Genomic DNA, 12909 nt, shown 5'->3' on the forward strand with positions numbered 1-12909 from the left:
GGTTTTGCCTGACATCATACAATTATTACCTGACAATATAGCCAATCAAATTGCAGCCGGAGAAGTGATCCAGCGCCCTGCCAGCGCCGTAAAGGAATTGTTGGAGAACGCCGTGGATGCCGGTGCAACAGAGATCCGTCTGATCATCCAGGATGCCGGTAAACAACTGATCCAGGTGATCGATAATGGCAAGGGTATGAGTGAAACCGACGCCCGTATGTGTTTTGAGCGTCATGCCACTTCCAAGATCAGGAATATCGATGATCTTTTTCATATCCGCACCATGGGCTTCCGCGGCGAAGCACTTGCTTCGATTGCAGCGGTAGCACAGGTGGTGCTGAAGAGTCGCCGCGAGATCGATGAAGCGGGCACTTATATCGAAATAGAAAACAGTACGGTGATCAAGCAGGAGCCTGTGGCCAGTCCCGTGGGCACCAGCATTGCCATGAAGAATCTTTTCTTCAATATTCCGGCGAGAAGGAATTTCCTGAAAAGCAATCCTGCCGAGAACAGGCATATCGTAGATGAGTTCATCCGCGTGGCGTTGAGCTTCCCTGAAATATTTTTCTCCCTCACCAGCAATGGTACTGAAATGTTCCATCTCGAAAAGGGAACATTGAAGCAAAGGATCGTGCAATTGTTCGGTAATAATTACAATTCCAAACTGGTAACGGTGCAGGAGAAAACGGATTATCTCAATATCCATGGATTTGTTGGTAAGCCGGATACAGCCAAGAAAACAAGAGGTGATCAGTATTTCTTCGTCAACAATCGTTTCATCCGCAGTCCATACCTGAACCATGCGCTCATGAGTGCGTACCAGGACCTGATTGCTCCCGATAGTTTCCCGCTCTATGTGTTGTTCATCGATCTTGATCCTTCGCAGGTAGACATCAATGTGCATCCCACCAAGCAGGAGATCAAGTTCGAAGATGAGAAGATCGTGTATGCTTTTGTACAGGCGGCAGTGAAACATGCGCTGGCGCAGTTCAGCATCACGCCTACACTCGAGTTCGATCTCGATCCCAATATCCAGCAACTGGATGCGCTGAACAAACCATTTACGGAAGACAAGCAGGCTGCTGCCGCATCTTCCCAACTCTATCAGAACTTCACGCAGAAACACCAGGCCTGGTCCATTCCTCCTTCGGAGAAGAATGCAGGACTGAAGAACTGGAAAGAGTTCTATGAGCCTTCGCAGCAAACAAAACCCGATGAACAGTCGTCCATCCTGGCTGCCGGCGGTGCAATGCCCGGCACAGAAGGAAAGGAAAAGCCTTTTGAGTCGCTGCTGGACCAGATCAGGACCAAACAGCCTGCTCAGGAATATTCAGAAGAGACCGATCCATTGCTGGCTATCTATGGCGCACAACCGAAGCAGGAGATGCGCGTGCTGGAAGATGCACCGATGCTGCAATTGCATTACAATTATATAGTTGCTCCTACCAATCGCGGGTATATTTTAGTGCACCAGCAACTGGCGCATGAACGTGTGTTGTATGAGCGTTTCGCTGCTGCGGCCAGCGGCAAGCCGATGGCTTCACAACGCAGCCTGTTCCCGCAAACGATTGAATTGTCCGCACAGGATGCAGCACTGATGAGCGATCTGTTGCCCGACCTGGAAATACTTGGCTATCTCATCGAGCCCGCAGGAAAACAGGGATTCCTGATCAATGGAACACCCGCAGACCTGGAAGCAGGTAACGAGAAAGTAGTGATCGAACAATTACTTGAACAGTTCAAACATTTCAGCGGGGATCTAAAATTCTCAAGGCGCGAAAAACTGATCCGTTCACTGAGCTGGCAACAGGCCATCAAGCCGGGCACTGCTTTGACCGAGCGTGAGATGCGCACACTGGTAACAGATCTCTTCCAGTGCAGGCAGCACAATGTAACTGCGGGCGGAAGTCCCACCTACATCGAGTTCAAGAAAGATTACCTGGAACAATTATTTAAGCGTTAACATAGAGCGCGCGGGTGCATTGCGTTTCTTGTCTTCCCAGATATTATACCTGAGATAGAAGAACAATGCTTTGTTCTTATCGTACGTGTAACCGGTAGTATTGTTGAGCCGGAAGCTGGCATAATTGCCGAAAGCCTGGTTGTAACGAAGGCCAACGGTGAAGCGTTGCCAGTAATAATTAACGTCTAAGAGTAACCGAACTTCCGAATTGTTCATCCGGTTGGTGAGGGAATCATGACTGATACGGTTGAACTGTTGATTCAGGATGGTTTCCTGGTTACCGTATACTCTTTTGTCTTCATACATTGCTACCCCGCTCATCAGGGAGGAGAACTGCAGTCCTGTACCCAGGAAGAAGTTAGGCATGGGGCTGTGATAAACAGACACAGGCAGGTTGAAGTAATAAAGCTTTCTTGCATATACGGAATTGTACATCCAGGTATTGGGATTGGTCATGGTCTTTTGCTGGTACATCAGGATGGGTCTGATGTATTGCGGTGACACAACCTGTATTTCCGTTTGAAAGAAGGTTTTCCTGTTGAGATGGTATTGCACATGCGGCGAGGGGATATAATCCGATACGGTGTTGGAGCCGCCGCGGAAATTATATCCCAGGGCTTTTTGATCTGCCAGGGGAAAGGCGAGGGGCAGTGAAAATCCGAAAGCAAATGCGCGGTCCTGTTTATCCGAATTCCGGTTGATCTTTTTTGGCGCATTGTATTTCACAGCCAGTTGCTGATGGCTGAAAGACTTACCGGCTCTCATTTCCCGCCCGGGTAGCAGCTGATTGGTCTCGATCACGAAAGGATTTGTTATGATGTCTGCCGGCATTGAACCGTTAAGTTCTGAATCGCCGCCGGCAGATTGTATCCAGTCTGCGCTTATTTTCGGTTTTGTATTAGCGTTAGATGTCCTCAGGTTTCCCTGACTGATATTTTCTTTTATCGGTTTTGATGACTGAGTAGAGTTTTCGGTATAGGCGGGGAGTTTTTTGTTTTGGGGAATGGGATGAATGGATTGGAGGGAAGCTCCAATATCTTCATCGGTTTGCGACTGGTCATCCCTGATGACCTGCTTTTTGGCAGCTACGATGGCCTGGTCCGTGCGTGCTGCATCGGCATTGGCTTTGCCGTTCTGTTGGTTCCGTGCGGGTGCTTCTTTGGAGGCTCCCGGCGGATGTTGTACGGGTGGCAGTTTGGCGATGCTTTCCTGGTTTTGCTGGGAAGCATTGGGCAGTGATTCAACAGCAGTCGGTTTTTTTGCAGCAGTGATCTTTCCGGGATCCGGTTGATAGAGGATCCAGGTTCCGATGAAGAGGACGCCCGCGATCATCCCGATGATCCACCAGCGGCCATTGCCGCCGGCTCCGTTGCCGCGGGGAAGTTCTTTGTCGAGCAAGATCTTCATCTTTTCCCATGCCTTATCAGGCTCCAGGGGAGGAGGAAGCTGTTGCATTTTGTCTGCCAAGTGTTGTTCGTATGGTTGTCTCTCGTTCATTACGTTTACACTTGCAAGGTTTGTAATAGTTTTTGTAATTGTTTGCGGGCTTCACTGAGGTGCCATTTGCTGGTGCCTTCACTGATGCCCAGTAATTCTCCTATTTCTCTGTGATTGTATCCTTCAATGACGTACAGGTTGAAAACCGTTCTGGTGGCGGGCGACAGCCTTTGCACCAGTTTCAGTAATTCGGTGGCGGACATCCGTTGCACGGCATCATCGTCGATGGCCGGCTCAGAAGCTTTTTCCAGCTCGATATCGCTATAGAATTTTTCCCGCTGACGGAGGAAGTCGATAGCTGAATTCACAACGATGGTCCTGATCCAGGTATAGAGCGATGCGCGCTCTGCGTTGAAGGTGTGAATATGTTTGTACACTTTTAGAAATCCGTTGTGCAATACTTCAATGGCATCGTCGTGATTGCGGGTATACCGCATGCAAATAGATACCATCGGCCCGTAGAACTGTTTGTACAACTGTTCCTGGCACCGCCGGTCGTTATTGATACAGCCGGTGATCATCTCCATATCGGCAAGACTACCTGCCAAACATCCTTGTATTAAGTGGTTCACTGCTATGCAGCAGCCGGAGGGAATTTACCCTTATTGAACGATCCAACCCGGGCAATATTGCTTCTTAAAGGTCGGATTATTTTCCACCTGATGCACGCTGCATTATTGTACGGGAGCGGATTGGGAAGGGTTGGGTGGGTGGAGGAGTTGATTTGGATCAAAAAAATCTGATCAAAAAATAACATGACAAATATTGTTACAATAATTGTCGTTTTGTAAATTTGTTATATGTCAAAATCAGACGATAAAGGCAGAAGGGTAATACTTGCTTTCTGGAAATTAAGAAGTAAAGACAACTTTGAAGTGTATTCAAATTTGAAGCATTTCACTGCTTCTTATCCCGAGTATAGTTACAATACTATCAACAACTATCTTTCCAAAGCAAAAAAGCCATTCGAAACTGAGAATTTGCGAATTGAAAGAATGCCTGTCATTACAAAACCAATAGCTACCAAATCAACCTTTAGAATGGTACCAATAGTTCAAAAGAGACAACTCCATAGTTTTGATCAAGCGAAAGAAGATCTCGAATATTGGTTATCTCGGTCAGTGAAAGAAAGGGCAGCTGCTGTCACCTTCATAATATCTCAATCATTACAACCCGGTGCAAAGTTGAATAAGGCTGCCGTTTCAAAAAGAAAAATTTAACTCATGATTCTTGCACAGGACTTTGAAGATTTTGTAGCATTATTAAATAAACACGGAGTTCAGTACATGGTGGTAGGCGGGTACGCCCTTGCATTTTACGGAAAGCCACGTTATACCGGAGACCTTGATATTTGGATCGGGATTTCAAAGAAGAATGCGGATAAGATGTTGGAGGTGCTTAAAGAATTTGGATTGTCCGCACTGGGATTTACGAAAGATGATTTTCTGAAAGAGGGCTATATAACTCAAATCGGATACCCTCCACTTAGAATCGATATTTTGAATTCAATTGATGGAGTAGACTTTAAAGATGCCTATAAAAACAAGAAAGAGGTTGATCTTGATGGACTCACTATAACCTATATCGGTCTTCAGGATTTTATTAAAAATAAAGAAGCGTCAGGACGGTCTCAAGATATCAATGATATTGCTTCACTTCAAAAGAAGGGGAAAAGTAAAAATGGTAAGAAGTAGAGTGTGATGAGTTTTCCCTATCAGTTTTACTTTCTTTTCCTATCAGATTGAGAGGAAAAACCAGAAATCATGAAAGGAAACTGCGTTAGTTCTTACTTCTGATCTCCTTCAAAAATCCTTCCACCTTCCTCCTGATTGCCACCGGACTCCCATTATGATTATTCACCAACACGGAGAAGATCAGCGTCTTACCTTTTTCTGTGATCAGAAAACCACTAAGCGCTACCACTCCACGGAGCGTGCCGGTCTTGGCATAAATATATCCGCTGTCTGAGAGATAGTAATTCTTCAGAGTTCCGATACCACCTGTGGCAAGGATATTTTTCAATCGATCCATCCCATACTCTTTTTCCATTTTTTGCAGCAGCACTACAAAATCCTGGGGTGTGAAAAGATTCATTCTGCTCAGTCCGCTGCCATCTGCCCAGGCCGGGGATTGCGGCAGATCGTTCAGTACTGTTTTCATCATGGTGTCAATCACTTTCTGCTCATTGAACTCTTTAAAAAGTTCATAGCTCACCATCTGCAAACATTGTTCTGCAAAGAAATTATCGCTGCGATGCATCATTGGCTTCAGCAGGGAGTCCAGGGGCTGCGACAAAATACTGTTGATGCCTAGCAATTGTATACCGCCTGCACGATCGAATCTTCTACGTGTAGCCGGCGGTGTTTCTGATATCTCTTTTCCAATCACTTCAGGAATGAGTTCCAGTGCGGATTGCACGCCATTGGTCACAAAAGGCACATATCTCGAAGCTTTTCTTTCCAATCCCTGCGTAATGAAAAATGTATTGGCATTCAATTCGCGGCCAACGCGGAAGCGGCGTGAAGTATCTTCTGTAAAGCGGACCTTCCAGTTCACTTCTGGATTGGAATAAATACTGGGCGACGGAACAAAATCAGGGTTGCTGCTGCCGGTGGTATCGTTGTTCTCCTGCACCCATTCCACTACGTTGCCGTATACAGGCAGTGCACTTCGTTCCACCATATAATCGTCAGCGTAATCATCCCAGCTCCAGCCTTCGCCCCAGGCGGTGGTCTTCCATTTGGGAGGATTGATGTACAGGTTCTTTTTTGATTGTTGCAGGAAACTGATCACGGGTTGTTGTTTGTAATCAGGATGCAGCAGGGTGGGATCTCCGGTGGGCGATAAAAAGATTGCAGTATCGTTCTCGAAGTAGTTGAGGCCAACAATGCTATCGCCTAAATATTTCATGGCTGCATAGCAGCTGAATAGTTTGGTATTGCTGGCAGGTGTGAAATATTTTTCAGCCTGGTAGCTATACAGATATTTTCCTGCTGCCGGGTCGTAAACGGCAAGGCCTACCTGTGCGTTTTGCAAAGTGGAATCATTCAGCAGGTGTTGCGCAACGTAATCCTGCTTCACAGCGCTGCCCTGGGTTATTGGGCGGGAACTGGTGCAGGCAGATGCGAACAGGGTTATGGCCAGGAAGCTCCAGAGACTGATTTTCATAACACCAATATAGCAAATTCTGACTTAGCTTCTTTCCTGCGCGCGCAGCCAGCGTTCGGGGATCTCATTGCTGCTGGCCAGCAGGTAATCTTTGTAGGAGCAGGCGATGAATTGCTGATCGGGCAATTGCATCCACCAGCGACCAGTGCGTTTGCTTTGGAGGAAAACGGTTTCGATCTCCGCAAAAGCGATGGTGAATTCGTTGAAGGATTCTTTTTCCTCCAGCTTCGCTTCTCGCTGTCCACGGCTGCGTCCGTCTATCAGGTACCAGAGCATATGACTGATCTGTTTGGCTGTGAGATTGTCGCGGTCCTTTTCATGCATATAGCCGTAAATGCCCACGGTGTCGATATTTGGACTGAGCCCTGCATAGCGCATAAGGATGCAGGCTTCTTCGCCATTGAAGCCGTTGGGTGTAATGCCATTGGCTGGTGCGAATGCATGTGCGATGGCGGCTATATCGAAACTGAAAAGTTTTGCATTGCGGATAACCGGTTCCATCTCTTCGATGGCTTCCTTGATATGACCAACGCGGAAGCAGTCGAACCGGAGTTTGTCCATGGTTTCCAGCATGCGCGGGTGCACATAATAACTCTGGAATCCGATATGATTGTAATGCCTGATGAAATTGGGTTCGCCGGTGAGCATTTCCATGAGGAAGTTTTTGTCGCGCTGACGGCTATCGATATCCAGGTCGATGAGTGCGTCCACGCAGGCGGCTTCAATGATCTGTTCCTGGTCTGCATACACTCGGTATTGCGCCATGGTAAGATCGTGTGTGCCTCCGAGTATCACCACCAGTTTACCTGCGGCTGTGAGTGCGCTCACCACGGTTTTGAGGGCGGCATAGGTATCGTTGAGTGATGCGCCGCGTTTTACGTTGCCTACATCGGCAATGTGGACGTCAGTATGCCAGTAAAAAAGCTGGTAAAATTCAGCCCTGATGGTATCGGGGGAATCGGTACTGTGAATATTGATACCTGCCCCACGGGATTCGCCGCAGCCTACCAGCACGATGTCTGCCAGTTCCAGCTCGGGCATCGCTTCTTCATAAACGTCTATGGTCTTGCCAAACTGTCCATCCTTATAATCCTCGTCCAGTGAGAGCATGGCCCGGTTGATGGGTTCCAGGAAGTCACTTATGTTCAATATATCCGACATGGCTGCAATATAATCCGAAAGTTGGAAATTGATATCGGCCAGCGGCCTTACTTTCTTATCTTTGCCACATGGAGCAATTGTTACAACAGATCGCAGCTTACAAGCTGGAGATTGAAAATACCCCTGCCAATGGAGCCGATTCATTGGAAGCTTACCGTATAAAATTCTTAGGTACCAAAGGTATTGTCAAGAACCTCTTCGCTGAAATGAAGAATGTTCCGGCCGACCAGAAAAAGGAATTTGGACAGGTATTGAACGAATTCAAACAACTGGCTGAAGGGAAATATGAAAACTGGAAAGAGCAGCTGGGCGGAGGATCTCAAAAGGCCGCTTCCATCGATGTAACCCTTCCCGGTGATTCCCTTACACTCGGAACACGCCACCCGATCAATTTATTCCTGAATCATGTGATCAGCATCTTCAACCGTCTCGGCTTCTCCACTGCTGAAGGACCTGAGATCGAAGACGACTGGCATAATTTCACTGCTCTCAATATCGCAGAGAACCACCCTGCGCGCGATATGCAGGATACTTTCTATATCCAGCAGAACCCGGACTGGGTGCTGCGTACCCATACCAGCAATACGCAGATCCGCAATATGGAGAAAGGCGTACTGCCGCTGCGTATCGTTTGTCCCGGCCGCGTTTACCGCAATGAGACCATCAGTGCTCGCAGTCATTGTTTCTTCCACCAGATCGAAGGGTTGTATATCGATGAGAACGTTTCCTTCGCAGACCTGAAGCAAACGCTTTACTTCTTTGTTCAGGAGATGTATGGAAAGGATATCAAGATCCGTTTCCGTCCCAGTTACTTCCCTTTCACCGAGCCCAGTGCAGAAATGGACGTTCAATGTCTGATCTGTCATGGCGAAGGTTGTGCTGTGTGCAAACGCACCGGTTGGCTGGAGATCCTGGGATGTGGCATGGTTCATCCGAAAGTGCTGGAGAATTGTAAGATCGATCCGAATAAATACACAGGCTTTGCATTCGGAATGGGAATTGAAAGACCGGCGATGCTGAAATATGGCATCAATGATATCAGGCTGTTCAGTGAGAATGATGTGCGATTCCTGAATCAGTTTACACCGATCACTTAGCGGGATAGATCATCATCTCCCGAAATAAAATCGGCGATCTGTTATGTGCGGATCGCCGATTTTACTTTGGGGGTTACCAGTCGCTCGCGTCCCCGCGAGTGACCCGTATTTGTTCGCCTCCGGCGAACACCGCGTCGCCGGAGGCGACTAAATAAAAGTCACTCGCCGGAGGCGAGCGACTGGGCACTGCGTAAGTTTAAGCCGGTTCTACCCAGGCTTCGTTTTCTTTCAATAAGTTGATCAGTTCTTCCACAGCAATGGCGCTGTCCACATTTCTCTTTACCACTTCTTTTCCTTTGTACAGCGTGATCTTGCCGGGACCGCTACCCACATATCCAAAATCAGCATCGGCCATTTCTCCGGGGCCATTCACGATACAGCCCATGATAGCGATCTTCACGCCTTTGAGGTGATTAGTTACGGAACGGATCTTAGCTGTTGTTTCCTGCAGATCAAATAATGTGCGGCCGCAGCTCGGACAGGAAATATATTCTGTTTTGGAGATGCGCGTACGCGTTGCCTGTAATATGGAGAAAGCGATATTGTTTGTCCATTGGAAATGGTCCTGCACCGGTAGATAAGTGCGGCCATTGGTTTGAAGACTTTCGTTCTTTGCGTTAGCGCCATAACCAAGGCAAATGCCATCTCCCAAACCATCGAGCAGGAGCGCGCCGGTTTCTGTGGCAAAATGAATGAGGTGTTCATCCGGCGTTTGTCCATTACTGTCAGTGATCAGTACAACCGGGTTTTTGATGTTCTGCTGGTGCAGCTCAACAAACATGCGACGAACGGCCTGCATCGCGTTCTGACGTGTACTGCTGAGGCAGAGAACAACAGATGCATCGTTGGCCCAGGTCCCGGGCTGTTGCTGGTCCAGTACCTGCTCGGGTCTTCCATAGCAATCCAGCATTACAAAATTCAAATGGCGGCTGCGATTGGGAGCATCAGCAAATTCAGCAGCGCTGAAAATGGGAAAATATTTGGAAGGATCATTGGCCTGCGCCAGTGCATCCGGGTAAACGATCACTTTGAGGGTGCCGGGCAAATGGAAGTCGAGTACTTTATTGCCGGTGAAAACATAGTCGGCAGCGGCATCGTTGATATTCCATTTGTCTGTATTGGCGTCATAATGGTAGCCGATGCTTTGCAGGCTTTGGGGTGTAATGCTATCGAGCTTGCTGAGATCAGCGATCACAACCGGCACTTGCTTCCCGCCGATATTGTCAACGGCGAAACTATCCCTCCGCGTGTAGGAGAAAGGATCATAACTGAGTTTCTCAACGGGTGGCACTTCAAATGAAGTGGCAGCGGATTTTGTGTATCTCTTCACGAGGTCCTGGCAAACAGGGATCTCAAATTCCGGATCTTCCGTGAGCGATACGCGAATGGTGTCTCCGATCCCATCTTCCAATAAGCTGCCTATACCGATGGCTGATTTGATACGTCCATCTTCTCCATCGCCGGCTTCGGTTACACCTAAGTGTAAGGGATAGATAAGACCGAACTCATTGTTCATGGTCTGCACCAGGAGGCGATAAGCCTGCACCATTACTTGCGGGTTACTGCTCTTCATGCTGAGCACGATATTGTGAAAATCTTCAGCGCGTGCAATGCGGAGGAATTCCATCGCTGATTCAACCATTCCATTGGCAGTATCGCCGTAGCGGCTCATGATACGGTCGCTGAGCGATCCGTGGTTAGTGCCGATGCGCATGGCAGTACCATATTCCTTACAGATCTTTACGAGAGGTGTGAAGCGATCACGGATCCGTTCGATCTCTTCTGCGTATTCGGCATCGGTATAATCGATCTGTTCAAATTTTTTTTTGTCAACATAATTGCCGGGATTCACGCGTACTTTCTCGATGATGCGCGCTGCAATTTCAGCGGCATTGGGCGTGAAGTGGATATCGGCAACAAGCGGAGTATGATAGCCGCGTTTGCGCAGTTCGTTCTTTATGTTGAGGAGGTTCTCTGCTTCTTTTTTACTGGGGGCTGTGATGCGCACCAGCTCGGCGCCTGCTTCGATGCAGCGGATGGTTTGTTCTACGGTACCGATGGTATCCATGGTATCGGTGGTGGTCATCGTCTGCACACGGATCGGGTGGCCGTTTCCCAGGAGGAGGTCGCCGATCTTCACTTCCACGGTCTTGATTCTCTTGTATTCTGTTAATGAGTCGCAGTAAAGCTGCATGAGGTTTTCAAATTGTGGGTACAAAGGTAATGAAATATCGGAGGGTGGCAGTGGCTCGCGTCCCCGCGAGTGACTTGTATTTGCTCGCCTCCCGGCGAGCACTGTGTTCGCCGGAGGCGAACAAATATAACTCACTCGCCAGAGGCGAGCGAGTGGCGACAATCCGAGTGTGTTCTACCAGTCTTTTTCGGGCTGGGAGCCTGACCTGGATCGGTTTTGCTGCATTTTTTCCTGGATCTCCTGCTCTTTTTGCTGCAGGGACTTGAGTTGTTGTTCCAGGCGTTTTTTGTTGGTCTTCGGTTCCTGTTTTTGCTTTTGGTCTTTTTGCTGCTGTTTGGGCTTGTCTTCCGGTTGTTTCTGCGACTGCTGTTGTTTGCGCAGTTCTTCCAGTGCTTTCTGCAGGTTCACGCGCGTGTCTTCATCCGTAGGATCCAGGCGCAGCGCTTTTTTGTAAGCATCGATACTTTCCAGCAATTTCTTCTGTTTGGAAAGTGATACGCCGATATTGTACAGGCTTTTTTGCCGGAGCTGCGTATTGTCAGGGTTATTGGTCAGACTGCTATTGAAGTCCTTTTCGGCTTTTGCGAATTCATTCTTCCGGAAGCGGGTATTGCCCAGGTTGAAATTAGCGGTGGGGCTGGAGGGATTCTGTTGAACTGCTTTCGAATATTCTTTTTCTGCATCACTGATCTTTCCTTTCTTGTACAATTGATTGCCTTTCCTGATGGCGCTGTTCTCTGTCTGCGCCAGCAGTTCATTGGAGCAAATTACAAAGATGATTATGGTGATCAGTTGTTTCATGCGGTTTTAAAGCTGCGTTCAGGATAAAAGAATTCTCCGATCAGGAAGAGTAGTGCCAGTGCAATGAACCACTGGAAATAGCTGGTGTATTCGCGTAATGAATTATCGCCGGTGGCTGTTTTTTCTATCTTAGCAAGTTGTGTATCCAATGCTGCTACTGCTTCATCGGGCTCTGAAAGATGAATATAGATGCCGTTTGTATTGGCTGCCAGTTGTTGCAGTTCGGGTTCATTCAATTTGGAGATGACGGTATTGCCATTGGCGTCTTTCTTGAAATCATTAGTGGAAGGATCGAGGATGGGCGAACCTTCCGGTGATCCGATGCCCACGGTATTGATCATCACACCTTCTTCTGCAATCTGCTGCGCCATGGGAACGGCCTGCTCATCATGGTCCTCTCCATCTGTGATCAGGATGATGGATTTGAATTTCCTGTCTTTGCTGTTGAATGCCCTGTTGCTCACGCGAAGAGCCTCAGAGATCACGGTACCCTGGGCCGCAACGATAGAAGGGTTTGCCTGCTGTACATACATGCGTGCGGCAGCATGGTCTGTAGTGAGCGGCATCTGCAGGTAGGCATGGCCGGCGAATACCACCAGTCCGATGCGATCATCGGGGAATTTGTCTATCAACTTGTAAACAAGCTGGCGTGCACGTTCCAGCCTGTTAGGCTTGATATCATCCGCCAACATGCTGCGACTTACGTCCATAGCGATCACTACGTCTATTCCTTTACGTGATACGGCATCTTCGGCGCCCGGCATCTGAAGATTGGCCGCACCAAAGATGATGGCGGTGAGGCAGACGGCAATCAACAGGAATTTGAACAGGAAGTTGAATGGAGAGTATTTGCGGGTGAGCTCGCGCACCAGCTTTTCATCGCCGATCTTCTTCACAGTCCTTTTTTTCATAAAGAGCGCAAATGCAAACAGGCCTCCCAACGCTATCAGCGCAAAGAGACCTGTCAAATAGTTTATATGTTCGAATCTGAGCACGGGGTTTAATATAGGATAAACTGATGGAATGAT

General features: G+C 48.1%; 11 protein-coding genes. 4 read left to right on the forward strand and 7 right to left on the reverse strand.

The genetic code is table 11. The annotated features are described in order from the left end of the window. Window positions 1-4 precede the first annotated feature (4 nt). Entirely contained in the window at window positions 5-1963 is a 1959-nt protein-coding gene (gene mutL, locus D9Y29_RS11915) for a DNA mismatch repair endonuclease MutL (RefSeq protein ID WP_127128348.1), read from the forward strand. On the opposite strand, the gene D9Y29_RS11920 is transcribed toward mutL, so the two are convergent. Continuing rightward, window positions 1949-3460, reverse strand: a complete 1512-nt coding sequence (locus D9Y29_RS11920; protein ID WP_127128350.1) for a porin family protein — start codon at window positions 3458-3460, stop codon at window positions 1949-1951. The genes mutL and D9Y29_RS11920 overlap by 15 nt on opposite strands. 5 nt (window positions 3461-3465) lie before the next feature. Beyond that, window positions 3466-4008, reverse strand: a complete 543-nt coding sequence (locus tag D9Y29_RS11925; protein ID WP_127128352.1) for an RNA polymerase sigma factor — start codon at window positions 4006-4008, stop codon at window positions 3466-3468. 252 nt (window positions 4009-4260) lie between these two features. Between D9Y29_RS11925 and D9Y29_RS11930 the strand changes: the two genes are divergently transcribed. Together D9Y29_RS11930 and D9Y29_RS11935 are read left to right on the forward strand one after the other, a co-directional pair. Continuing rightward, on the forward strand, window positions 4261-4680 hold the full coding sequence (locus tag D9Y29_RS11930; RefSeq protein ID WP_127128354.1) for a hypothetical protein: 420 nt from the start codon (window positions 4261-4263) through the stop codon (window positions 4678-4680). Between the two features lie 3 nt (window positions 4681-4683). Beyond that, the gene (locus tag D9Y29_RS11935; protein WP_127128356.1) at window positions 4684-5154 is read left to right on the forward strand and encodes a nucleotidyltransferase; all 471 of its coding nucleotides are present in this window, start codon (window positions 4684-4686) and stop codon (window positions 5152-5154) included. A gap of 85 nt (window positions 5155-5239) precedes the next feature. Here D9Y29_RS11935 and dacB read toward each other — a convergent pair whose 3' ends face one another. Beyond that, on the reverse strand, window positions 5240-6628 hold the full coding sequence (gene dacB, locus D9Y29_RS11940; RefSeq protein WP_127128358.1) for a D-alanyl-D-alanine carboxypeptidase/D-alanyl-D-alanine endopeptidase: 1389 nt from the start codon (window positions 6626-6628) through the stop codon (window positions 5240-5242). A gap of 24 nt (window positions 6629-6652) precedes the next feature. After that, complete coding sequence (locus D9Y29_RS11945; RefSeq protein ID WP_127128360.1) at window positions 6653-7789, reverse strand: arginase family protein; 1137 nt, start codon at window positions 7787-7789, stop codon at window positions 6653-6655. A 68-nt stretch (window positions 7790-7857) separates the two neighbouring features. Between D9Y29_RS11945 and pheS the strand changes: the two genes are divergently transcribed. Then, window positions 7858-8886 (forward strand): phenylalanine--tRNA ligase subunit alpha, encoded by a 1029-nt coding sequence (pheS, locus tag D9Y29_RS11950; protein ID WP_127128362.1) that lies wholly within the window; start codon window positions 7858-7860, stop codon window positions 8884-8886. A 196-nt stretch (window positions 8887-9082) separates the two neighbouring features. On the opposite strand, the gene ispG is transcribed toward pheS, so the two are convergent. The 3 genes from ispG to D9Y29_RS11965 form a co-directional block, all read right to left on the reverse strand. After that, a complete protein-coding gene (gene ispG / locus D9Y29_RS11955; RefSeq protein WP_127128364.1) occupies window positions 9083-11080 on the reverse strand; it encodes a (E)-4-hydroxy-3-methylbut-2-enyl-diphosphate synthase in 1998 nt (665 codons plus the stop codon). Window positions 11081-11254: 174 nt separating this feature from the next. Then, window positions 11255-11881 carry a tetratricopeptide repeat protein gene (locus tag D9Y29_RS11960; RefSeq protein ID WP_127128366.1) on the reverse strand — a complete coding sequence of 209 codons (627 nt, stop codon included), beginning with the start codon at window positions 11879-11881 and terminating at the stop codon, window positions 11255-11257. Then, a complete protein-coding gene (locus tag D9Y29_RS11965; RefSeq protein WP_127128368.1) occupies window positions 11878-12792 on the reverse strand; it encodes a VWA domain-containing protein in 915 nt (304 codons plus the stop codon). The genes D9Y29_RS11960 and D9Y29_RS11965 overlap by 4 nt, the downstream gene beginning before the upstream one ends. Window positions 12793-12909 lie beyond the last annotated feature (117 nt).

The sequence above is a fragment of the Pseudoflavitalea rhizosphaerae genome (assembly GCF_003991355.1).
GTDB classification, from domain to species: Bacteria; Bacteroidota; Bacteroidia; order Chitinophagales; family Chitinophagaceae; genus Pseudobacter; species Pseudobacter rhizosphaerae.